Raw genomic sequence first — 25,647 nt, 5'->3', positions numbered from 1 at the left:
GAATTGAAATAAGATTAATCTCACAAATCATAAATCTATCAATAAGTTGAGAACTTATTTTTTAAACCACTGTGGGATTTTAGACAAATTCTTCATGACGATTACACTCAAAGGAAATGATAAGTGATTCGTTCTCGCTGCTTTCAAATCTTCTTTTGTTTTCCTGATCAGATTTTTAAGACTTTTATTACTAGCACCTCCAACTCGCATTTTTACTACTGTCTTAGGCAAGTAGTGAAATGAGTATTTAGAACTAGTAAAAATTCTTAGTATAAAATCATAATCTGCTGCAATTTTATATGCTAAATTAAAATTCCCAAGAGTTTCATAAACTTTTCGATTTAAAAACAAAGTAGGATGTGCTGGCATCCATCCACGTTTTAAAAGCTTAGGCTGAAATGGTTGACTCGTCCAGTTTCTGATCACAACATCTGGATTCTCAAAAGACACGTAATGTAAGTTTCCGTAGACACCATCTACTTTATGATTTTTAAAAGCTTGTACAATTTGTGAGATACACTCATCATCTGCTAGAAAATCATCTGAATGTACAAAACCAACAATATCACCTGTAGCTTTCTCGATTCCTTTATTTAAGGCATCATAAATCCCTTTATCTGGCTCTGATGTCCATGTAATGTTTGGAGAGTCTTTAGCTTTTGATTTTATGAGATCAACAGTGTTATCGCTTGAATTTCCATCTACAACAATGTATTCAATATCTGTATAAGTCTGGCTTAACACAGAATTCATACAAAACTCCAATGTCTTTTCGCTATTGTAGGTCGCAGTAATTAAAGATACTTTCATTTATTTTGTAATCGTTTTAATTCCTTAAATTTAGTATCAATCATCCATTCGTAAGTCTTTCTAAGCTTACAAAATGTATAACCTGCTCTTCCATTCAGAAATCCACCTCTAAGAATATAAAATGCAATAAATACTAGTGTTGGCCTAAAAGGCAATCTATAACTTAATCGCTTTTGAGCCTTTCGTTTTAAGATAGGGTCTTTAGAAAATAAATTTTTAATATGCAAAGGCTCTGTTATTTCTCCTATCATTTTTTGAGCTTCCATTTCAGAGTAGCGATTATGCTTATCAAACCACCAGGTCAAACCTTTGTTGAAAGGGTAATGTATAAGATGTTCTTGTAATAAACCTTCAGAACCTGTTGTGATGTATTCTTCATTAATCTCTCTAGCAACTGTGACACATCCATTTTTAAACAAACGAGGAAACCAAGTTGGATAACCACTACTCTGCTTTATCCATTTATCCTGAAACATATCTTTACGTCTCACGCGATACATGGTATTTTCATTACCAATTGCAACCGCATTTAAAATTTCAGCTTGTAAATCTGAAGTCACAATTTCATCTGCATCCACCATTAAAATCCAATCACAAAATTCTGAAACAGTTGCTAACGCAGCATTACGCTGACTTGCATAATTATCAAATTTACGTTGTATTATAGTTGCATTAAATGATTTAGCGATTTCTAAGGTTTGATCTGAACTATAAGAATCAAATACGATTATAGCATCCACAAAACTGAGTGCTTCTAAGCATTTTGCTAGAATATTTTCTTCGTTGTATGTTAAGATAACTGCACTAATCATTAAAAACCCTGTCTTTTAAGAATTTAGCTGGATTACCTCCAACGATAGTCCAAGGCTTTACATCTTTAAAAACGCAAGCTCTTGCACCAACAACAGCACCTTGACCAATGGTTACTCCCATCCCAATATAAGCATCTGCACCAACCCAAGCCTGATCCTCAATGATTATGGGCTCAAATATTAAAGGGTTGCTTTTTAGTGTTATATTATGAGATGCACTACACAAATAAGCTTTCTGAGAGATAGTGGTATGTGCTCCAATGCTAATGACAGCTACATTATAACAATCAACATCAGGAGCTAAGCAAGCATATTCTTTCATAATTAAATTCCATGGTGCCCAAATTTTCACAGAAGAATAGACATGAGCTTTTGGATGTAGTTTAGCTCCAAAACATCTTAGTAAAAATAATCGCCAAGGATTAAAGATACTAAGAAAAAAAGGTTTGAATAGAATGAGATTAACCAAAATCCATGCAGCTCTACCTATTTTATTTTTTCGGCCTAACCAATTCTCATATTTAGAAAGGTCTACTTTTAATTCACTCATTACTTACTTATTTTAAATGCACAAAGGACGGTAATTCTTTAGTTTTAGAAAGAATCCATTCATAAAAAATTGTCATCATTTCACTCACTGCTTTCTTAGAGTATTTATTTTCTACTAAAGCCCTTCCGTTTTTGCCCATTTCTAAACGTTTGGTTTCATCTAAACTTAAAGCCTCAGCAATTGTATGACTTAAAATTGATAACTCACTATCTATCCACCATCCACAATGTTCAGTATTTAATTCTTCCCAAGGTGTCCCTTTGGATGCAATTACAGGAATTTCTCTTGCTAAAGCTTCTGGTACTACCATTCCAAAATTTTCACTTTTACTAGGTAATACTAAATAACTTAATTGCTGCATAACCTTTTCTTGAGCTTTACCAGATAAAAATCCCGTAAATGTAATATTATCTATGTTGTGAACTTTAATTAAGTTTTTGAGTTGTTCAACATACACCTCATCACCATCTCCAATGATTACTAATTCTGCATTTTGTGTTGTTTCTTTTGATTTCGCCCAAGCTTCAATCAATAATTCTAAATTTTTTATTGGAGCTAATCGACCTAAAAAGCCAATTTTACGATGGGTTTGTTTAGATTCTATTTTACTAAACGCATTAACATCTATCGCGTTAGGAATCACAGCTACAGGTTGTGTTAGCCCAAATTCTCTTAAATACATCATTTCTTTAGCACTAGTAGCATGAAATACTGTGGCTTTTACTAAATCTTTTTTCTGAAATAAGCCTAATGCCAATTTTTTAAACCATTTAGATTTTTTTAGGCCTTCAGGATATAACATACCATGAGCTGATATTACATAAGGCTTACCTTGTTTTTGTGCGCTTACTGCTGCTGCATGTGACGCATATTGCCAAAGTGCGTTTGTGTGATATAAATCATAATCGCTATGTGTTTCTAACCACTCTTTTAGCTCCTTAGAATAGCCATATCTTGGGCTTTTAGGAGGTGTTAGAATCTTCATGAAGGATTCTCTACTTATAATCTCATCATCAGCCTCTGCATCAAAGGTTAGTAAATCTGCTTCAACATTATTGTCTTGCAATCCTTTTAGTAAATTATAGGTACAGGTTGTTGGACCTCCAGATTTTAATCCCATTCCTGATATGACTTGGAGCACCTTCATTAATTCTCTAATTTTAAAATGTAACGTTTCACAATCATCTACCTATTTTCATCAGGATTAACATATTGTTTTCTTTTGTACCACCCAAAAAACGGACTCATAGCTCCATTTATGATAGCTTTAAATTCTGAAGGTGACGAAAACTGCACTAAATTTCTATACACAAGACCATCATTACGTTTATTATAATAATTTCCTGGTATTGAACTGTAAAGTATTTTATATCCTGCATTATCACAAAATTGTAGTACACGATCTGAAAAATAACCAATCGGGAAACATATTTCATTAACCTCTTTTTTCAGAAAGTCTTCTAAATATGTTTTAGACGCTATTAGTTCATAGTTTAAATCTTCATCATTGAAAGACGTTAAATTTTCGTGTGCATAAGCATGTGATTCAAAAATAAAGCCCAAATCTTGGAGTTCTAAAATTTCCGAAGTACTCATATAACCTTCTTGACCAATTAAGCTAATGGCCAAAAAAATGGTTGGTCTTAAGTTGTGTTCTATAAAATAATCTTTGTTGTCATAAATACCTTTAAAACCATCATCAAAATTAATCTGAATTTCCTTAGTCTTATTCTCAATTTTTGCAACAGGTGAATACCCTTCGGCTTTTAAGATTTGGATATGTTGCTTAAACACGTCCATTGAAGTAGACATATCTGTATACCGTTTTTTAGGCGAATGCACATCATGGTAAAACACAATTTTGCTTTGCTTGTTAGCATTTAACTTTCCGCTTAAAACAAAAGCAAGCTCTTTAATTTTGTGTAGCATGTCTTAATTAACTGAATTTTGAGTATTAATATTCTTCTCTAACTGAAATTTCTCCCAAGGCGGTAATGGTCTGCTACCTTTATTTTTATAATGAAAATTGATAATGTCAATTAAATATTGTGCTACTTTATCACCTTTTAGATAATTACTATACTCTAAAATATAGTCTCTATCTATAGTATTTTTATCTGTTATAGTTTGCTCTATTATATTTGTGAGTGATTGCGATTTATTGACGTTAAACACATGTCCAATCTTATCGTTAATAATCAAAATTGATGCACCACATCTATCACTACAAATCACTTTTAACCCAGAAGCTATTGCTTCATTAATTACTGCTCCCCAGCCATCCCATCGACTAGGCAAAACTAACATGTGATACTGCTGTAATAAATTTCTTAATTCTAGATTGGATTTAACACCTTTAAATTCAACATTATTATTTAAATTTAAATCGTTTACCAGTTTTTTAAAAAACACATCTTCCACAAGATCTCCATAAATATCTAATTTAAATTTTCCCTTATCCGAAGATTTTAGAGCTTCTAAAAGCACATCTAAGCCTTTTGCTTTTTCGACACGACCCACAAATACTAATTTCAAAAGTTCATTATCTAAATTCTTGATAATTTTAGTTTCAGTATCTTGAACCGCATATAAAAACGGATAAAAATTCTTAATTTCTAAACCACATTCTACATACCACTTTTGAGTACTTGCTCCAGATCCCAAAACAAGGTCATAATTTTTTAGAAACTTTCGTTCTATAAAAAATGAAGCCAACCTCCTAGAAATTGCTCGTAAACCTAACGTATTTACAGATTCGGTTAATAAAATTCTATTGACATTAAGATTTAAACTTTCTTGAAATGCTGAGAAAACCATTGGTATTGATCGTATACCAGAAAAAACATGAAAGCTATTACTTTGGTTTTCAAGTAAAATCTCATTTATTGTTTTATTACTGGGATTAACAACGAGGGAAAAATTGGATAATTTAGGCACTTTTGAATGCCAACCTTGTTCCTTAAGTTGTTGACTTAATTCTTCTTCAACCACCAAAACAAACTCACCAACCTCTTTTGATTTTGCCAAATATTCAAAGTATGGCAATTTATGTTGGCTAATAATGTTCTCCCAATAAACTATCCTCATAATTAATAAATGATTACCTCTTTTTCTTCAATTCTATTTTTCACAACACCTAGTAGTAGCCAAATATAAAAAAACATAAAATTACCAGAAGCCAATATATATCCTTCTACAATCAAATGTATTGTAAAAAAAAACAGCATTGCAAAAAGTAATTTACTTTTATTAGATGCATCATTTTGATTATACAATTTTTTAAAATAAACTAGAAAAAGAAATATTATTGGAATTGCTCCCAAAATTCCTAGTTGTGCAAATAAAACACCCCAACTTGTGCCTGGTTCTATTTGGCCATTTTCAAAATTTATTGACCCTTTATTAGAAGAAGCAAATCCAATCCCAATTACTGGAGATTGCTCAAATTCTTCATAACGATAACCCCATAATTCACTACGAGAAGCAAAGTTATCACCTTCCTCTTGTGCATACTCATTCTTTTTATCAATATTAGCAGTATAAGCACCCCAAAATGGAGCTGTTGACACAAGAAGCAATACAAGAAAAATACCAATTTTAATTAGTTTGCTTAAGTTTCTTCTAAACACAAGTACTAATAATACAAATGAAGAAACTACTCCTCCAATTAGTGAGCTTCTAGAGCCTGTTAACAGTAATGTGTACAAACATATAATTACAATAGCAACACAAATTAAAAACACTTTACGTTTAATATTTTGCTGACTCCCTTTCCATAGAGCCATCAACATCACAACACCTGCTATTGGTCCTAAAAGCATAGAATGAGACGTTAAACCTTGATACATATCTGATCGTCCAATTCCAGGAAATCCTCCTGAGACATTTCCTATAAAAGAAAGTATTACAACAATAATTAACAGTAGATTGGTATATTTAAAAACATAAGTTCTCACCTCTGAAAGTGCGTTACTAAAAAACCACGGACTTAATAAGCAAAAGATTAATAGAAAGGATATAAAGCGTTCTTCTGCTTTAAAATAGGATGGTATGGTATTACCTATAAGACTAAAAATTATAGCAAGTATAAAAAAGCTTAATATCCCATCAAACCTTGGTTGTTCTCTAACTATAGTAATTACAAAAACAAGTCCGAACAATGCATAATACACTGGCATAGGAAGTCCTGGTGTTACAGTAATAATATTATTTACTGCTATAATTCCTAAAATTAGACCTATTTTTTTATACACTATTTAATGGCTTTAAAAAACGTAAATAATCACTTATAAGTGCGTTTATTTCAATTGATTTAACAAGTTGTTGAGATGTTCTATTTTTATAATAGGCATCAATACAGGTTACTAGATCACTAACACTTTTGGGCTTAATAAGCCATTTATCTTTGTCAACTTCTGGTATAAGTTCTGCAATACCTTGATCCTTTACAGCAACAAATGGCACACCACAAGCGTAAGCTTCGGTATAGACACAACCAAATGCTTCATAATAGGATGGCATCACATACAAATCTAAGGTATTATAAAATGTATTTAATTCTTGATGTGTTACTTCTTGCTGAAATGTGACATACGATTCTAATTGATTTGAAACTACATAAGCCTTGCAATCGTCCAAGAGTGCTCCACTACCAATAAATGCAACTTGCAAATTCTCTACACCTTGTGTTATGAGTTGTTGTGTCGCTTTTATTAATGTCATTTGATCTTTTAAAGGCCAAAAATTAGCAATACAACCTATTTTAAAAACTGTATCATCTTTTAAACCTTTAATGGGATAAAATTTATTTACATCCACACCATTATACAAAACATAATGCGACTTGATTTTTATGTCTGAAAAAGCAGACACACAACTCAGCGTTTTTTCACTAACACCTACATGTAAATCTATTTGATTACAAATTGAAACACCATAGTTCTTTACCCAATTTTTGTGCCATGATTGTTGACTTAAAACACCATTTTCTAAACTTAAGACATCAAAACCATGATGTTGTAATACGGTTATAATTTTTGAATTCTTGGATTTTAAAGCGTTTGCATAAAAACCATTTTCAGTCACATGAGCATGAGCTACAGCAACACTATTTAAATCTAAACCTATGCTTTTAAATTTTTTAAAAAAGAAATACTTACTCAAACCTTTAAAAAGACCTGGTAAAATATTTGAAGGTAAAACCACTCTTTTAAAATAATGCACTTTTACACCTTCAAACTCGTAATCTTGTACATTAGAAAATAAAGACTTTGGTTTTAAAACTGTAACGTTGTAATCACCAACAGCCTCAATAGCCTTGACTTGATCCAACACGTAAGGTCCTCTAAAGTTTTCTTTAGATGGAAAAAATGGTGTTATGACTACATATAAAAGTTTCAAAGTTTCTATATTAAAATAAGTTCTTATTAATTAAAATCTACTTGAAAGGGTTTAAAGTATTGTAATACATCCTTAAAACTGACTTCATTCTATTTTTTTTAAAAACCTTATCAGCTTTAATATTTTCAAAATTCACTAAATACGGTTTTAATGATTCCAAATCAATTAACTCATTAAGCTTTGAGTCTGGTTTATAATTTAAATACTCCATCTCAGTTTCCAACAAATATTCAACTTTTTGCAATATCTTAGAAGGTATTTTATCTTTATACGAACCTACAGAGCTTGAATTAATTTTTTTATTTAGGTTTTCATGTGCTGTTTTGGATTCACTATTATTTATTATGAAATTTTTAGTATTTAAATAGGCTTTATCAAAATCTAACCCAAGTTTATTAAAAAATGTGGTTAGTTCTTTTGAAGGATCATTAACTAATTGCTCATATCTTATTTTAATTGTATTCTCATAAGGATTTTGCTCAATCAACTTATAGTAATAAAATTTCAACAATACTGTAACATCTAAAATATACTTCTCGTCTGTAAAATCATTTTTATTCCAACGTTTAATGTAGGACATCAAAACATCTCTAGGATCTCTAATAATCCAAACAATTGTTGCTTCTGGAAATAAATCATAAATTCGTTTGAGTCTCAATGCATGAGCAGGTGTTTTTTCTCCCCAAAACTCTTTGTTATTACTTTTAGCGTATGAATCACCTATTTCCATTAGAACTTGAGATAACTCTTTCCCACTCAAATCCTTATTTGTATTGAAATAATTATTTACTACAGTTTTAGCATTGTCATCATAATCTTTTAAACTATTATATAATTGTTTCCCTAAATATTTGTATTCGAAATTTTTGGGGTAATCCTTAAAATTTAAAAGTTCAACATATGAAAAAATCCATGTTTCTGGCATGATAGCTAAGCTTGGATGATTATTTAATATCCTAGATAACAATGTTGAACCCGACCTACTAGTTCCTACAATTAAAAGTGGTGATGTATTCATACTAGTATTTTTATAAATTTTAAACTTATTCTTGTTTTACAAGAATTTATAATTAAATAAATCTATGTCCTTTTCATACAAAACTTCAACTTTTTCTATCATTTCAGTAGTATACACCTCACGAAAATTAAATATCTTTTTGTCTTTCGTTTTATTTAAATGAATTAGTGTCTGATTCACACCAATATGTTTACTAATGACGTTAAAATCAGTTTCAAAATTCTCAAACCTACCTACAAAATCTACAATTATTTCTCCCTTAGCATTAGTAATATATTTGTACTGCGGAATAAAATGAACCCAAGCATTCACACGCTCAGGAGTTAACCATGTCATTACAAAATCTTCAAATGTATCAACTTGAGACATCACTTCTTCAGAAAATCGTTTGTCTTGATGATTCATACCTCCTTTTTTCAAAAAACCATAAGCAGAATGTAATCGATCCCAAGGGTTTCTCACAAACGTAAATTTGTAATAGGCATCAAATTGTTTTTTACCAAATAATTTTAAAAAACGCATATATGTTGGATGACCAAAACCACCAGCTTGTTCTCCATATAAACTTTTAATAATAGAAATACCTCCTGCTTTTGGGATGTGTACAAAAATACTTTTAGTAGCATCAAAACATTGATAAGTATGACCTTCTTGACGTCTTAACTTTTGATACCCTTGATATTCTTGAAATTCCTTTACTTTTTCTCTTAACTGTACCGGAACAATTGCTCTAAATATCCTTTTCATTCGTTTCTAATTCTATTTCCTTAATTTTTTTTGCAGGAACACCACCATAAACGCAATATGCATCTATATCTTTAGTTACTACAGCTCCTGCACAAATTACAGCACCTTCTCCAATAGTAACACCTTGTAAAATAATTACTCCTGCTCCAATCCAAGCTTTATTTTCAACTGTTATAGGCTTATTTATTGTACCTCTACCTTTAACTTTGTCATGTAACAAACCATGGTTTACCGTTTCAAACGACACATTTGGACCGATGGCCACATCATCACCAATTATAATTTTTGCACCAGGACATGCAAACCTACATGTCATATTAATAAAAGTGTTTTTACCAATAAAAATGTTATTACTTCTACCTGAAGGAGCAACAATAATAGGTGGCAAAATCATAGACTTCCCTTTAATATTTATACCTGCTAATCTTAGAAGCACATATCGTCTATGGTTAAAGAAATTAACTCTAGGTAAAAAATTTGCTATTCCAATAACTAGGATACTGAAAAAGGTTTTCATAATTATTTTTTTGCTGATTTATTAATCAATGATTTTATAAATTGCTTATCTTCTCTAGAGCTAAACACCAAAAATATACTCACAAAAATAAGATAAGTGATGCATAACGCAACAAATAACCATAAAGGTTGTCCTAAATCATCAAGTAATCCAAAACCTAAATAATAGTAAACAAGAGCACTTATAAAAAATATAATCGAAATTTTTAAATACGATGTATTAAAAGGTTGTATTTGTTGCTTAGAGTATAACATAAATACTGCATAAATTCCTTGGAGAGACAATGCTAACAATTTTACAATCCCAATACCTATCAAGCCATATTTTGGAATTAAGAGTAAATATCCAATCATACTTAGGATTGCTATAAATATCGTACTATTACGACTAACACGTTCTAAACCCGTCATGTTCAGCATCATCCCTACAGAACCTGTACTAATATTAATAACTTGTGCAATTAACAATAAAATCAATACTTGACCTCCTAACTTAAACTCTTCTCCAAACACATTAAGTACTGGTTGATTATACACTATTAAAAAAACAATAAGTGGAACAGTTAATACAAATATGTATTTACAACTGGCTTGATAGTACTTTTTAAGTTCCATCATTCTATTTTCAGTATGTAATTGTGAGATAATGGGTGTGAAAATCGCATTAACCGATAATAAAATCGTAGGCACAAAAGCAGTTAATGTTAAGGCTATTGAATACACACCTAAATCTGTAGTAGTTAAATAAATAGCTAGTAATATTTTATCACCTTCACTTCGTAATAAGCCTATAGTATTTATTAAGAGCATATTATTACCAAAAGTGCGCTCTTCTTTATTAATTTTTGAAGTTGATCTTAAAGATAATTTGGGCATTTGTTTTGGAAGCAGCTTTTTAATCAACCAAAAAAACAGAGCTAAGGCAACTATAGCTCCTATAATTTCTGCCCAGATATAACCTTCTAACTGATAACCCATGGTTATAAAACCTACTGCAACAGCAATCTTTAAAGGCAAACGTACAAAATGTCCAATAAGTGTACTTTTTCTAACTTCTTGTAAACCTCTAATGGTTTGATCACAAAGTGTTATGATCGCATTGATGATGAGTAAGATTCCAAAATAAGATAAGTAAGGCGTAAGTTCAGGAGATTTTAAAAGCGTATTAGCAATAAACTCTGGAAATAGAAAAAACAATGATGCACTAATCACAGACATTACAAGCGTAATACCTAATGTTTTACGCAAATAAGTGTGTAACTGTGTATAATTTTCTTGAGCCAAGTATTTAGAGACAAACCGAACTAAACCATTCCCCAAACCTAAACTTAAAAACACTGATAGCACTGAAACCACAGTCATCCCAAGTGCATAAACACCTAACATATCTGCACCTAGTTCTTTAGAAATATAAATTTTAAAGAAAAAACCAATGGCTACAGAAAAGAGTGTGCCTGCAAAATAAATACCTGCTTGTCCTGTTATTTTTTTTGCTATAGACATTAACTATTATATAATTTAAGAATTTCTTCCTCCCAATCTTTAATCAGAATACTCCAATCAAAACGTTTTGCCAAAGCTATTGCGTTTTTAGAATTAAGTTGTAACAACTCTGGATTTTCTTGAAGATGTGTGATTGTTTCAATCATCTGCTCTAATGTGTCAACAACAAAACCGTCATGATTATTAGTGATCCATTCATTAGCACCATAATCTGAATACAATAATGAAGGGACACCTGAAGCAGCTGTCTCTAAAGTTACTTTAGGAAAACCTTCTGATCTTGATGGCAATATATGCAAATCTATATTTTTTAATTTATTGGATAGTTCATCACGGTTTATCGTACCTAAGTAAGTTACATTTGAATAATTTTCGTCATCTATTATTTGTTGGACATCAATTTTTCCGTTTCCTGAACCAGCTATAAAAAAATTGAGAGATGGCATTTGTTTTGCAATCTCCAAGTAATCATAAACACCTTTTCTTATTAATTCGTTACCAATCATTAATATATTTTTTAAGTGCCTAACATGGTTTTCTTCATAAAGAAAAGCTTCGATGTTTGTACCTAAATAGAGTGTTTTCGTTTCGCTTACAATAGAATGTGCTTCTCTATTGTATGTGTTTAAGTAATTTGTGATCGAATATAATTTGTGATATTGCCTGTACGATTTTAACACTTTATCATAACTTCCTGAAGCTTCAATAGCATTTTTAATACCTATATCATCTAGAATACCCTCTATTGTAGCAAAACTTTTTTTATTTAGTAATTTAATCCAAAATGAATTCCAAGAATATATTTCACGTTTTGGAAAGTAGGCCACATCACATTTAAAAATCCCCCATAAATAACCTAAATATTTAGAAATTCTATGTGGATTGAAGCATTTAAAAGTTTCTACACCTTTAATTGGCTTATAGTCTATATTACCAGAAAAAAGTGTTAAGGTATATACTGTGAACCTCTCTTTATCTAAATGATTGGCTATTGCCAAACAATTTAAATTTTGTGCATTAGTAAGGTTAACATATCCACCTAAGAAAATTCTAATTTTCTTATCGCTCATCATATTTAGAATTAAGTAGTTGATTTAATTTTTCAGTATTGAATGGTTCAAAAAAGGAACTTGCCCATTCAACAACAACATCGCTATTATGTTTCCAAGCACTGGAGTCATTCTTATATTTTATATAAAACTCTAACAAAGACATCTTTTGTTGCACGGGATAATTGTAATCTTCAAAAAAGATGTGATACCCTTGCGGAATTTTTTTATTGTATAAAAAATATGTTGGAACTCCTTCTTGTGCCATCTCAAAAGCACCTGTAGAGAAATAGGTTATATGTATTAAAATTTCCGAAGCATTTATAACACTATCATCAGGTAGTATATGTACAAATTCATACTCTTTAAATATTTCTGACAAGTCTAAAATATGATTATGTCTAGGATGATTTTTCAAAATAATTTTTGGACGATCTTCACTTGGAAGCGATTTAAATTGGAGTATCACATCTTTAAGTAGATCCAACATAGCCATATTTTTATCATTTCCTAAACCTGAAATAAATTGTAACATAAAGAGTATACTATTTCTCCCATTAATTGTTACAGGAGTTCTCTGTGTATCTTGAAAATGGCCTAAGACATGTACTTTATTATTATAGTAAGTATCCTGCTCAAACATCTTCTTAAAGTTTCGACCCCAAACCGCTACTTCTTTGTTGTTTGCTGAAATATGCAATGGCGCTTCACCATTATTAAAAAAACCGGTTTGTTTTTTATTAATGAGCCCATGTTGATAATCAATAATTCTTGCTTTCGGGTTGTAACCTCTCCAAAAACCACCTAAAGAATTACTTAAAGTAAATACCACCTCAGCATTATATTTATTAGCCGTAAACCAACGATATAGTTTACCTATAAACTGTTCTCTGATTTCAAAATCTTTGAATAAAAACAATGGTAATATTTTCCGAAGAACCAAAACAATAAACAGATTAAACTTGACTGCTTTAGGATTTGAAGGTTTTATAGTTTTGGCATCTGGCTCTTCAACTAGTTTATAAGCAACATTATGGCTTTCAAAATGCTTTAAAAAAGGTTTCAAATAAGGATTCTCATTATTGGCATCACGATTAAAGTGCTGCGGATAATAAAAAATAACTTTATTTTTTGTTAGTGATGTAGACATTAATTTGCTTATGCTGATTAGAGAATATTTTTCTTTATCAGAAATTCTGCATATTCCCAATCTAAAGGTGTATCAATATCTATAGAAACTTCTTTATCCATAACGTACTTAACAACTTTATTGAAATCTCCAATTGGGCTATTTCGTAAAGACTTTGGATTAATAACATAAATTGCTCCATTTAACTCCCAAACTTTAGGGCAATCTTCTCGTTTTGAGAAGTTTCGCCTCTTAGAATTTTCTAAATAATTATCATCGTTATCTTCAAATAACAAATAATAAGGATTAGCATCTGTTTCTTTGACTGAAACCACCATGTCTAAACTACTATTATATTGTGCTAAGGCCTCTTTAATATGTGTAGCATTTCTAAATGGAGATGTAGGTTGAAGCAAAATAACAACATCAGCTTCTACACCATTATTAGCTGTTTTAAACTCATCCATTTCATGTAGAATCACATCTCTTGATGTTGCTGTATCAATAGCTAAATAATTAGGTCTCAGTTTAGGTATTACAATACCAGTTTGTTCTGCAATATTTTTGATATCATTTGAGTCTGTACTCACATGAATACATTCGTTTGAAAATACAGATTGTGCAGCCTTGATGGAATAATGAATCAAAGGTATTTGGTTTAATAACTTAATATTTTTACCTGGCACTCTTTTAGAACCTCCTCTTGCTGGTATGACGACTAATGACTTCAAATTAAAATTTTATAGTATTTATATCTCTTTGTGCCTTTTCGAAATCCTCATGTTTACCAACATCTAACCAATATCCCATTAATGGATAAGAAATGACTTTCTTATTTTCGGAAATGAGCTTCTCCATTAAATCAGTGGCATTAAAGTGTGAATTTTTTGGTATATACTTTAAAACATCACGTTTCATAAGATAAATACCTCCATTAGAATAATAGGTATATGTTGGCTTTTCTTTAAAATCTAGAACATGGTTGTTAGATGTTTCAAGTACTGCATAAGGTATACTTACATTATATGGAATGGTCGCAACTGCGAAGTCTGCATCTTTTTTTAAAAAATCTAAATAAAAATCTTCGTAGTCTAGATTTGTCAACACATCTGAATTAGAAACTAATATATGATCATGCTCAAAATTGTCAATTTTAGAAACCGAACCTATAGTGCCTAATGGCTCATCCTCCCAAATATAATGGATTGACCTGTTCTTTGATTTACCATCACCAAAATAATCTACAATTTGATCTCCCAAATACTTTACCGAAAACCAAAAATCATCAATCCCATACGAAGCCAACCGATCTACATTGTGTTCCATAATAGGTTTACCTCCAACTTTCAATAATGGTTTGGGAGTTGAATTAGTTAATGGTTTTAATCTAGTCCCTCTACCACCAGCCATAATTATGGCATCTATAGGTAAATAAGACCTCATATATTTGAAATTGACAACATTAATAACCTTATCATTTTTATCTAAGACAGGTAAAATATTAAAGTGTTTATTTCTAAATTCTATGATTTGATGTACATCTCGATTACCTTTTCTAATAAACTTAGGATTGGCTTGAATAACCTTAGTAACAGACTCATCAATAGTTACTTCTTTCAACAAACCTCTACGTACATCACCATCTGTTAAAGATCCTATTAATTTATGATCATTGTCTACTACAAAAAGGATAGCGTCACTAGCCAAAACATTTAACTGTTTTAGCGCTTCTCTAACTGTTGTATCTGATGACACTAAATGATCTCTATAGTTTCTCATATCTCTTTAGTACAATTTTAATTCAATGTATGCGTCTATTATTAACTTAAAAATAGCTTTTACGAATCACAATTTCGAAAACGTTTTTTTATAATTTGAGCTATAGCTTCGTTACTTTTTCCATTACCATATAGTCCTTCTATTTTTGGAGACACCCAATCTACGGACATTCCTTTATCTAAAATAGCATCTATTGATTCTGGATTTGAATTGACATTCCAAACGTTAGTATCTGTATCTCTTCCTTCTTGTCTATGACCAATATTAATCGAAATTTTATTGAAGTAAGGAACTTCTATCACTCCACTACTTGAATTACCAATAACGAATTTTGAATTATAAACTGCGGAATAGTAACCTCGAGCACCTAAGTTTTTTCTTATAATAACATTACTATTGTTTCTATAGGTCTCAATAACTTCCATAATCTCATCAACACCATCATCGTTATTAGGATAAGTAATTAACACTTTTAGTCCTAATTTTAATATTTTAGAGATTGCATAATCCATAACAGAAGCAATTTTGTCATCTGCATTTGTGACACCATGAAAAGTCATAAGCACAAAATTACCGTAATTCAATTCTGATATTAATGAATTAATATCTAATGGTTTTTCTAAAAACTCATAAATAGAATCAATTGCTGTAGAACCAGTAAAAAAAACGTTCTCTGGATTGATAACAGGCAATTTTTTAAGCCTTTCGAACGCTGTTTTTATCGTTGTAAAATGCAAGTAAGACAAATTAGAAATATTATACCTATAGATATTATCTACAGCGCCTTTGGTTATCTGACCTCCAGCATAATGCAATATAGGAATGTTTGAAAAGTGTAATGCCAATGCGACTCCATAGGCCTCTATTCTATCTCCTACTATATATCCTGCATCTAAATTTTCATTCTTAACGACATCATAAACCTTATTAAGAGTTTCAGAAAATTCATTTCTCTTATCTTTAGCTATTTCACTATAGGTGTGAATCTTCTTATAAATTGTAAGACCATCATCAAGAATTTCAGTATAGGTATTACCATAAGTATCTAAAAGATGCATCCCAGACACAAAAATCTTAACCTCAAAATCATTATCGTTGACCAACTTTTTGATCAATTTCTTCGTGACTCCATAATCTGATCTTGCACCAGTAAAAAAACCTATTTTAATTTTCATTCAATGTGGCTACTAGTAATTACTCTATCTTTTTCAATTCTTTGGATTACTTTTTTTCCAATAAGTTCTTCTTTTTGATTCGGTAAAAAACCTGTACCAGGTCTTTTATAGCAAAAATCTTCTGCTTTCAATATATTTCCTACTTCAAGATCTTTTGCACTCACAATACTTTTACGAGCAACGTTTTTAGTTTCTAGTTCTTTTTCAGAAATCACTCTTTCTCTTCCTCCAAGTGCAGATTCAATATTTCTAATTTGTTTTACCAAATAAGCAAATTCATCAATAGTACTCGAAGCTTTATGATCTGGACCAACTGCCTGTTTATCAAATGTCACATGCTTCTCAATCATGACACCACCTAAAGCGACAGATGCGATAGCACATTCGTTTCCGAGAGTGTGATCAGAAAAGCCAACAGGATAATTAAATCTTTCACTTAACTCTGTCATATTTCTCAAATTAACCACATTAAAGGGAGCAGGATAGTTTGATATACAGTGTAAAATAGTGATATCTTTCTTAAAATTTTGATTTATTAAATCAATAGATTGAGCAACTTCATCATAATTTGACATTCCTGTTGATAAAATCACTGGTTTATCTATTTTAGAGATATAATCAATAATGTCTATAGAAAAGATTTCACCTGAGGCTATTTTGAAGTATTTAAGATCGAAGTTTTCATTTAAAAATTTTATACTTTTCATGTCAAAACCTGTACATAAATAATCTACACCATAGGATTTACATCTCTCATAAAGTAGAAGATGATCATCTGCGTGCAATTGATTATTTTTTGACATTTGTATTGCAGATTCTTTAGCATCGCTACTTACTTGATAGCTTGCTTTAAAAGAATCCTTTGAATACATTTCATCTGGATTAACCAATTGAAATTTTATGGCATCAACTCCTATCTTTGCTAGCTTGTCAATCATATCCAAGGCAATATTCAAATTACCATTATGATTTGGGCCAATTTCGGCTATTATATAAACAGATTCCATTATTCTATGTTTTTAATTTTTTTAGCAGGAGTTCCAAAATATAGACCTGGTTCCAAACAATCTTTAATAACCATTGATCCTGCACCAATAAAGCAATTGTCGACAATTTTTTTATAATTCATAACAGTTGAGCCCATTCCAATTAATACTTCATTTCCAATACTAATTTCAATACCAATATTAGAGCCTAAAGAAATATTTGTGAAATCACCAATTAAGGTGTCATAGCTTACCGAAACAGATGTTCCAATAATAGTAAACTTTCCAATTTTAGTCGAAGCACTTATAACCGCATTATCCCTAACAATTGTACCTTCACCCAATTCTACTTCTTCATTTACTATAGCTGTAGGGGAAATTATAGCTGGAAATTGATATCCTATTGTTTTTAATTCAGAAATAACTCGTTTCTTAATGTTCGCATTTTGTAATTGACCTATACCAATAACTGCAGATTTAACTTTACTATCCTCAAATAAAGTTCTTAAAACTTCATCACCTCCCAAGTAACTAACACCTAACACCTTACCTTGATCCTTAACATCTGTATATCCTACAATTTCAAAAGATTCTATTTTTTTTAAAATGGAAATAACAATTTTAGCATAACTACCTCCACCTATAACCACGACCTTTTCAATAGTATTTGTCATACTTTAATCATTTTATTATCTAACACTACTTGGTATATTTACAATTCGTTCTTCTAGAAATATAGCATTTTTTTGACTATCCTTCTGGAAATGCTCATACATTGGTAATCTAAACATCAATTGCCAAATTGGTCTTGTCATGACGCTTTCACTATTTGTATGTTTCAAAAAAGCGTCTCGCTCTTGTTTATTTTCCAGTTCTACACACATGAGCCAATAGTTAGCTTTCGTATCTGGTAGCTCTGTTCTAAAATGAATGCCTTGGGTTTTGAAAAAATCAGCATACATATTAGCAATGCTCCTTTTTTCTTTTAAAAACGTATCTAACTGTTCCAATTGCGCACAAGCTAAAGCTGCATTTAAGTTGGGCATTCTATAGTTATAACCTAATTCATCATGAAAATATTCATAAGGATGTGGTTGTTTTGCTGTTGTAGTCAAGTATTTTCCTTTTTCAGCAAGCGGAATAGAATTACTAACAATAGCACCTCCTCCTCCAGAGGTTACAATTTTATTTCCGTTAAATGAAAACACACCTAATTCTCCAAAGCTTCCCGTAGGCTGTCCTTTGTATTTACTACCTAGAGATTCGGCAGCATCTTCAACTAAAGGTATATTCCATTTTTTACAAACCGAAATGAGCTCATCCAAATGTACAGGAAAGCCAAACGTATGCATTGGCAAACAAGCGCTTATTTTCCTTCCTGACTTTTTATTGTAGCAACCATCGGCTCTTAACTCGCCAAATTGCTCTAAAAATGCTGAAACCGCTTTAGGAGATAATCCCATCGTATCTAAATCAACATCTAAAAATACAGGATGCGCATTATTATATATGATAGCATTTGCTGTCGCAACAAATGTAAGTGCCTGAGTTAATACCTCATCACCAGCGTTTACACCTACTAATCGCAAAGCAACTTGTATTCCAGCAGTACCATTAACTACTGCAACTGCTTTTTTTGTTCCAGAAATTTGTGCCATCTGATCTTCAAATTGATCTACAAATTTCCCAACGCTCGATACAAAGGTCGTATCAATACAACGTTCTAAATATTCTTTTTCTTTTCCTCGGAATTTAGGCACATGTAACGGTATAAAATCACGTGTGCTATATAAATCTTTAATGTATTCTGTGACGCTTTTAAAATTCTCCATTACATTTTAGAGTCTAAATATTTACCGGTTTCTTTATGTCCAAAATCAGGTATCATATGATGAAATAAATCTACCAAGACGTCTTTATTCCATGACTTCTGAAATTTTAACCGTTCAATTGTGTCTGAAAAATGATTTAATTTATCGTTATCGTAGGTTGGCTCGTTTTTAATGATGCCTATTCCGCTAAAACGTTCCATATCTAAAATTTCAGAATCTGTAAAAAACTCTTCAAAGTCTTTTTCTCCAGTTGTATCACTTTTAGTGAATAAACATGGCCACCTTTTATTAGCAATATGTGTTTCTATATCTGTTCTCGCTTCTTCTTCTGTATCGCATAAATAAGGTTCGTAACCTAGATTTTGGAGATATTTAACAGCAATATCAGCAAAAGAAATTAAGTGTAATGATTCGTCCAATTTCGGAAAAAATATATCTCTGTTATCACCTAAAACACATGAAGACAAACACAACTCACCAGCTTCTTGAGGCACTACAAAATAGCGTTTAATATCATTTGGCGCAACGATTGGTTGTTTCTTTTGAATGCGTTGATTAAACCCATGAAGTAATGAACCATCAGAAAACGCAACATTTGCAAATCGAGCCGTAGAAATATTAATTTGTTGACTTCTTCGCATTAAAAACATTTCCATGATGCGCTTTGAAGCTCCCATCATGTTTACAGGATTAGCCGCTTTATCTGTTGATACACAAAAGTACTTTTTGGCTTTTTTATCTATTGATTGTTGAATCGTTTTATCGGTATTGAAGATATTCACATTAATCATTCGCATTAACGTAAATGGATCTTTTTCACTTCTTACATGTTTAAGTGCAGATAAGTTTAAAATATAATCATAATGACCATCTGCTTCAATAAATGCATCATATTCTACAGAACCAATATCTAAAGCGAAGGTTTTAAAATCACCTTTAATATATCCAAATGAACTACGAATATCTCTTACCAATTCTACAAGATTATTCTCACTAATATCAACAACATGTAATTTTAAAGGATCTCTTTTAAATATCTCTTTAACAACTGCTTGACCTATAGAACCAGCTCCTCCTAATACTAAGAATTTTGAAGTAGATACTTTAGCATACAACTCTTCTTGATTAGACTGAATATCTTTAGTAAACAGCATCTTATTTCTACCAATAAGCTCTAATGGTACACTCATAAATTATCACAATTTTTTTTGAAACATTTGTTCCAAATTACCAGATTGCAATAATACGACAATTTGATAAGGCTTAAAAAGATTAAACCTATACTTTCTAACACGCAATGAACCCACTCAAAAGCTAACACTTAGTTTAGATTAGCCTCCAAAATCACTTTCAAAACACGCTCAGTAGCTTTACCATCCCAAAGTTGAGGGATTTCTCCTTGTTTATAATGTCCAGAAATCACTTTTTCAACAACCTGTAAGATGTTGTCTTGATCAAAATTTAGTAAGGTATTTGATCCTATTTCTATAGTGCTTGGTCTTTCAGTATTTGGTCGTAAGGTCAAACACGGAATTTGCTTATAAGTTGTTTCTTCTTGAATCCCACCACTATCTGTTAAAACCATTGCACTATTATGAATAAGATTTTGAAAACTGAAATAATCCATTGGTGCTGCAATTATTAAATTATCGATGTTTCCAAACGCTTTCTCTAATCCATTCGTCTTAATATTTTTGAGCGTTCTTGGATGCATCGGAAAAATGACTTTTCTATTTGACGGCAAACTTTTAATTAGTGACAAAAGCGCTTCTAAACCTTCCTTATTATCTACCGTTGCAGGTCTATGAATGGTCATTAAAATGTACTGTCTTTTTTCTAAATTATATTTTGAAAGTAAATTTTGGTTAATAATATCTTTTTCAAAAGCAAACAACGTGTCAATCATAGTATTACCTACAAAGTGAATTTGATCTTTTGATTTCCCTTCTTTTATTAAATTATCTATCCCACTTTGTTCTGTCACAAAATAGTAATCTGTAATCTCATCGACTAGAATTCTATTTATTTCTTCTGGCATTGAGCGATCAAAACTTCTCAATCCGCTTTCTAAATGCCCAAGTTTAATTCCCATTTTATAGGTTGTTAAAGCTGCTGCTAAAGTAGAATTCACATCTCCAGGTACTACAACCAGATCTGGCTGAAAAGATTCTATGATTTTTTCTAAGGTCATCATAATTTCACCAACTTGAGAATTTGCTGATGCTGGCTTAATATTCAGAAAAAAATCTGGCCAAATATCTAACTGTTGGAAAAAGACATCTGCCATTGATTTATCAAAATGCTGACCAGTATGCACAATTTTAATATCAAATTGATTTGGAAATTGTTTATCTGCGACCTTTTTAAACTGAGTCACTTTAATGTAGTTTGGCCTTGTTCCAACAACAAGTAATAATCTTTTCATTATTAAAATTTAAGGTGTTACAAGCACAATATAAATATCATAGTTAACACTATCCACTTTACAAATATATTCTAATTTTTATGAGACAATCCACCCTCTTAAATTAAATACACATGTGAAACCTATAAATTTGTAAGAAAAATATTTCATTTGATTACGTTTCATACTAAATCAGGTTTATTTCATACTAATCAGGTTTAATTAATTGTTTTTAGGATATTTCTTTTAGTATCTTTGCCGTTCCCTCTATCTATAAAATCTTATTTATCAAACAATTAATCTAAGATTATAGAATTAAATTTATTATTCATTATGAGAAAAATTTACGTATTATTAATTACAATTCTTTTTTGTGCATTTGGATATGCTCAAACTATTGTGACAATTGACAGCGCTAATGGTCCTGGACCAACTGCAACTGGTAATGACCCATCAATTTCGTCTATTGGGTTATCCCGTGGAACAGGTATTGCCCAAAGAGGTGGTACTGCTTTCACATCAAGAAATTGGAACGGTTCTGATCAAGCAACCGCTGCCACAAACAATGATTATATCGAATGGTCTACATCTTCTAATGCCAGTTATGACATTGAAATCACTGAACTCGATCTTAGATTAAGACGTAATGATAATGGACCTGCAGATTGGCAATTATTTTATAGTTTAGATGGTTTTGCTACTGCCGGAACAGCAGTAAACACAGCATCTACTCTAGTTGCTAATACTAGTACAAACATCAATATTAATGGATTAAGCATCAACTCTGGTGCTTCTGGAACGATTACTTTTAGATTATACGCTTGGAATTCAATAACAAATGCTGGATGGTTGCGTATGCAAGGTCGTCCTATTTGGAGTGATTTTGGGATTGCAATTCCTGGAGTTAGATTGATTGGCAATATAACACCAACCTCTGCTAATAGTACTGATTCAAATATAATAGCAACATCATTTGATCCAACAGACAATATAGCATACACAAATTACTCTGCAACTTCTGGGTTAACTACAGGTAATGCTATTAAAATAGGAGAATTCACGATTCAAGATGGAGGTAATATATTATCAGATACTGATGCTCTTTCTACAATACTAACAGATTTAGAATTAGGTGTTACTAATAGTTCATCATTTGCTGCAATGGCAATTTTTGATGGATCAACTAATATTTCCGAAGTAACAACCATTACAGATAATACAATTTTTACAGGTATCACAGGACTTTCTGCTCCAGATAATGGATCAAAGACGTTTGATATTTATGCTACATTTAGTGCAACGGTTGTTGATAACACACAATTTCAAGTCTCAATAAATTCCGCATCTGCAGATGGAACAAGTGGATCTATATTTACTGCTTATGATGCAGGAGGCGCTCAAACACCTATCTTTGGTGACGATAACAAAATAGAAGTTACTGCTACACAATATGTATTTACACAAGAACCATCAGATACGTATCAGTTTGAAATAATGACACCTTTTCCAACTGTAATAGCTGCTGATGTAAATGGTATTCAAGATTTAGATTTTAATGGCACTATCAACGTTCTTGCAGCAGGATCATTAGATCCAGCTTTAATTATGTACCCAATGACCAATGGCTTTGCTACTTTAAACACTATTGTTTTTACTGAAAAAGAAACTGTAGCAACTTTATTAGTCTATGGTAGTGGTCTATCTCCTGCAGCAAGTAATGCTTTTACTGTAGAAGGTCCTTTACTTACTATAGCATCTCAAGATTTTGATGGCTCTACTCCAGAATGGACATACAATATTAACGTTGCAACATTTGATAACGGTTGGGGAACTGATGGTTATTATGGTATTATTGATATTGCAGATGCTGCTCCATTAGATTATAATTCATTCTCAAATAATATTTTTGGAGAGAATGATTTAAATGACGAAGGAGATAATGGTACAACAGGTTTTGCTACATTAAGTCTTGACCCTATAGATATTAGCGGTTTTGATAATGTCAAATTATCATTTGACTGGGATGTTCAAGGTTATGCAAATAATAATGACGATGCACAATATAGATTAGTTTTTGATGGTGTGCCTCAAGCTATAGTTTTTCTTTTAAATGGAAATGGTGCTATTGAATCAGACGAAGGGACTGTTTCTTTGGACATCCCAAATTCAGTATCAACAATTGGATTAGAAATTAGAGTTAGAAATAATGGAAACAATGGTTATTCTGGTTTTGACAACTTTAGTTTAATAAGCGTTTTTGATGGATTGCTTTATGCAGATAATGGTTGGTCTCCAAACCCACCATCTAATACTACAGGATCAGATAACGTTTATATCTATGACGGAACTTACATTATTGGTTCAAATATACAAGCCAATAACTATTATGTTAATACTATAGGTACGACATCAATTTCTGCTGGTCAATCACTAACAACAAACGCTAGTATTATTAATAAAGGAACTATAGAAATGAACTCATCATCTACTAGTTACTCGTCTTTAATCTCAGATGTTGTTGAAGGAGAAGTTATTTATAATCGTCATGTTAACCAATTTGCTACTTCTGGATCTACAACTGGAGCAAATGATTTAATTGCTGCTCCTGTTACTAACGCTAGTCAAACATTCTCACAAATTAGAACATCAAACCCAGATATTCCTTCAGGAAACATAGATGAAGTATTTTCATACCTATTTGGACCATTTGATAATAATGCTAATGAATACGTAAACTTTACTACTTTAGATGACGCAACTGTTATTGTTGCTGGAACAGGTTACAGAACTGCTTCTGACACTCCTACAGGTTCAACATTTGAATTTATTGGTAATGTTCAAACATCAACAATTTTAACTCCAATTACAGTTGGAAGTAGTAGCGACTTCAATTTGATAGGTAACCCATTCTCTTCGTATATAAAACTTTCAGATTTCTTATCAGATAACAATAGCGAATTTAGCATCTTTAACTCTGGAGTTTACGGTTACGATGGTGCAGCCTTTGACGGTTATACAATATGGAACCAAGCCTATTCAGATGCTAACCCAACAGCTGTCATTGCTCCTGGACAAGGATTCCTCATTGCTTCTAAACCTGGTGGAGGAACAATTACTTTTGATGCTACATCTCGATCTATAGGTACAACTGATGATTTTATCTTAGGAAGAGTTGATAACACAAACCTTGCACATTTAAAATTAGAAATGACCAATAATGTCTATGCATTCACTACAGATATTTATTTTAATGATAACGCTACACTAGACATGGATCCTGGATATGATTCTGGAATCTATCAAAGTGAAGCACCAGAATTTGCTATCTACTCACATTTAGTGGCTAACAATTCTGGATTAAACTTAGGAGCTCAAGCTGTTAATTATGACGCTATTTATGATGTAATTATTCCTTTAGGTGTTAATGCTAATCAAGGTGAACAATTAACAATTAGCATTTTAGAACACAACATCCCAGAAGGTATTGATGTGTTTTTAGAAGATACAGTAACTAATACGTTTACATTATTAAACACTTCAGATTACATACTGACACCTAATATTAATGTATCAGGTACAGGACGTTTCTTCTTAAGGTTTTCTGCGGAAGCATTATCAACTTCAGAAGATAACTTTGAAACCATTCAAATCTACACTACAACATCTCCAAAAACTTTATTTGTAAAGGGAGTACTTGAAAACAATACGACACTTGAAATTTATGATATTCAAGGTCGAATGATTTTAAATTCGAAATTAGATACTAGAAGTAATTCTAATCAAATTGACATATCAGGATTTACAACAGGAGTTTATGTTGTTAAATTAAACAACGGAAACTCTCAAAAATCACAAAAAGTGATTATTAATTAATCACTCAAATACAATTTCAGTTTCTTAAAAGCACACTTTCTCAAGTGTGCTTTTTCTATTTTAA

23 protein-coding genes are annotated in these 25,647 nt (G+C 31.4%); 1 reads left to right on the top strand and 22 read right to left on the bottom strand.

Annotated elements, in window-relative coordinates; translation table 11 throughout:
• Positions 1-54: 54 nt before the first annotated feature.
• The 22 genes from WNY78_RS02730 to wecB form a co-directional block, all read right to left on the bottom strand.
• On the bottom strand, positions 55-810 hold the full coding sequence (locus WNY78_RS02730; RefSeq protein ID WP_342871641.1) for a glycosyltransferase family 2 protein: 756 nt from the start codon (positions 808-810) through the stop codon (positions 55-57).
• Positions 807-1,622 (bottom strand): glycosyltransferase family 2 protein, encoded by an 816-nt coding sequence (locus WNY78_RS02725; protein WP_342871640.1) that lies wholly within the window; start codon positions 1,620-1,622, stop codon positions 807-809. Before WNY78_RS02725 ends, WNY78_RS02730 begins: the two co-directional genes overlap by 4 nt.
• A complete protein-coding gene (locus tag WNY78_RS02720; RefSeq protein WP_342871639.1) occupies positions 1,615-2,172 on the bottom strand; it encodes a DapH/DapD/GlmU-related protein in 558 nt (185 codons plus the stop codon). The genes WNY78_RS02725 and WNY78_RS02720 overlap by 8 nt, the downstream gene beginning before the upstream one ends.
• Before the next feature lie 7 nt (positions 2,173-2,179).
• Positions 2,180-3,319, bottom strand: coding sequence for a glycosyltransferase (locus WNY78_RS02715; protein ID WP_342871638.1), 1,140 nt, complete (start codon positions 3,317-3,319; stop codon positions 2,180-2,182).
• Between the two features lie 38 nt (positions 3,320-3,357).
• Entirely contained in the window at positions 3,358-4,101 is a 744-nt protein-coding gene (locus WNY78_RS02710) for a polysaccharide deacetylase family protein (RefSeq protein ID WP_342871637.1), read from the bottom strand.
• Between the two features lie 3 nt (positions 4,102-4,104).
• Positions 4,105-5,259, bottom strand: coding sequence for a glycosyltransferase (locus tag WNY78_RS02705; RefSeq protein ID WP_342871636.1), 1,155 nt, complete (start codon positions 5,257-5,259; stop codon positions 4,105-4,107).
• 2 nt (positions 5,260-5,261) lie between these two features.
• Positions 5,262-6,425: an O-antigen ligase family protein gene (locus WNY78_RS02700; protein ID WP_342871635.1), complete on the bottom strand. Its 1,164-nt coding sequence runs from the start codon at positions 6,423-6,425 to the stop codon at positions 5,262-5,264.
• Positions 6,418-7,572, bottom strand: coding sequence for a glycosyltransferase (locus tag WNY78_RS02695; protein ID WP_342871634.1), 1,155 nt, complete (start codon positions 7,570-7,572; stop codon positions 6,418-6,420). Before WNY78_RS02695 ends, WNY78_RS02700 begins: the two co-directional genes overlap by 8 nt.
• Before the next feature lie 37 nt (positions 7,573-7,609).
• A complete protein-coding gene (locus WNY78_RS02690; RefSeq protein ID WP_342871633.1) occupies positions 7,610-8,590 on the bottom strand; it encodes a sulfotransferase in 981 nt (326 codons plus the stop codon).
• 36 nt (positions 8,591-8,626) lie between these two features.
• On the bottom strand, positions 8,627-9,337 hold the full coding sequence (locus WNY78_RS02685) for a sulfotransferase family 2 domain-containing protein (protein WP_342871632.1): 711 nt from the start codon (positions 9,335-9,337) through the stop codon (positions 8,627-8,629).
• Complete coding sequence (locus WNY78_RS02680; protein WP_342871631.1) at positions 9,321-9,854, bottom strand: DapH/DapD/GlmU-related protein; 534 nt, start codon at positions 9,852-9,854, stop codon at positions 9,321-9,323. The genes WNY78_RS02685 and WNY78_RS02680 overlap by 17 nt, the downstream gene beginning before the upstream one ends.
• 2 nt (positions 9,855-9,856) lie before the next feature.
• Entirely contained in the window at positions 9,857-11,356 is a 1,500-nt protein-coding gene (locus WNY78_RS02675) for a flippase (protein WP_342871630.1), read from the bottom strand.
• Complete coding sequence (locus tag WNY78_RS02670; RefSeq protein WP_342871629.1) at positions 11,356-12,429, bottom strand: glycosyltransferase; 1,074 nt, start codon at positions 12,427-12,429, stop codon at positions 11,356-11,358. Before WNY78_RS02670 ends, WNY78_RS02675 begins: the two co-directional genes overlap by 1 nt.
• A complete protein-coding gene (locus tag WNY78_RS02665; RefSeq protein WP_342871628.1) occupies positions 12,416-13,555 on the bottom strand; it encodes a hypothetical protein in 1,140 nt (379 codons plus the stop codon). The genes WNY78_RS02670 and WNY78_RS02665 overlap by 14 nt, the downstream gene beginning before the upstream one ends.
• Before the next feature lie 17 nt (positions 13,556-13,572).
• The gene (locus WNY78_RS02660) at positions 13,573-14,265 is read right to left on the bottom strand and encodes an acylneuraminate cytidylyltransferase family protein (protein ID WP_342871627.1); all 693 of its coding nucleotides are present in this window, start codon (positions 14,263-14,265) and stop codon (positions 13,573-13,575) included.
• A 1-nt stretch (position 14,266) separates the two neighbouring features.
• Complete coding sequence (locus WNY78_RS02655; protein WP_342871626.1) at positions 14,267-15,313, bottom strand: nucleotidyltransferase family protein; 1,047 nt, start codon at positions 15,311-15,313, stop codon at positions 14,267-14,269.
• Positions 15,314-15,372: 59 nt separating this feature from the next.
• Positions 15,373-16,488 carry a UDP-N-acetylglucosamine 2-epimerase gene (gene neuC, locus WNY78_RS02650; RefSeq protein ID WP_342871625.1) on the bottom strand — a complete coding sequence of 372 codons (1,116 nt, stop codon included), beginning with the start codon at positions 16,486-16,488 and terminating at the stop codon, positions 15,373-15,375.
• Positions 16,485-17,495: an N-acetylneuraminate synthase family protein gene (locus WNY78_RS02645; protein WP_342871624.1), complete on the bottom strand. Its 1,011-nt coding sequence runs from the start codon at positions 17,493-17,495 to the stop codon at positions 16,485-16,487. Before WNY78_RS02645 ends, neuC begins: the two co-directional genes overlap by 4 nt.
• Positions 17,495-18,148, bottom strand: coding sequence for a NeuD/PglB/VioB family sugar acetyltransferase (locus WNY78_RS02640; RefSeq protein WP_342871623.1), 654 nt, complete (start codon positions 18,146-18,148; stop codon positions 17,495-17,497). The genes WNY78_RS02645 and WNY78_RS02640 overlap by 1 nt, the downstream gene beginning before the upstream one ends.
• A gap of 15 nt (positions 18,149-18,163) precedes the next feature.
• Positions 18,164-19,306 carry a LegC family aminotransferase gene (locus WNY78_RS02635; RefSeq protein ID WP_342871622.1) on the bottom strand — a complete coding sequence of 381 codons (1,143 nt, stop codon included), beginning with the start codon at positions 19,304-19,306 and terminating at the stop codon, positions 18,164-18,166.
• Entirely contained in the window at positions 19,306-20,496 is a 1,191-nt protein-coding gene (locus WNY78_RS02630; protein WP_342871621.1) for a UDP-N-acetylglucosamine 4,6-dehydratase, read from the bottom strand. The genes WNY78_RS02635 and WNY78_RS02630 overlap by 1 nt, the downstream gene beginning before the upstream one ends.
• Before the next feature lie 131 nt (positions 20,497-20,627).
• A complete protein-coding gene (gene wecB / locus WNY78_RS02625) occupies positions 20,628-21,731 on the bottom strand; it encodes a UDP-N-acetylglucosamine 2-epimerase (non-hydrolyzing) (RefSeq protein WP_342871620.1) in 1,104 nt (367 codons plus the stop codon).
• A gap of 312 nt (positions 21,732-22,043) precedes the next feature.
• Between wecB and WNY78_RS02620 the strand changes: the two genes are divergently transcribed.
• The gene (locus WNY78_RS02620; RefSeq protein ID WP_342871619.1) at positions 22,044-25,583 is read left to right on the top strand and encodes a T9SS type A sorting domain-containing protein; all 3,540 of its coding nucleotides are present in this window, start codon (positions 22,044-22,046) and stop codon (positions 25,581-25,583) included.
• The last annotated feature ends 64 nt before the right edge of the window (positions 25,584-25,647 follow it).

The sequence above is a fragment of the Psychroserpens sp. AS72 genome, from assembly GCF_038900375.1.
Lineage (GTDB): Bacteria > Bacteroidota > Bacteroidia > Flavobacteriales > Flavobacteriaceae > Psychroserpens.
Note: the sequence above shows the minus strand (reverse complement) of the source record. Positions and strands in the feature narration are given on the sequence as shown.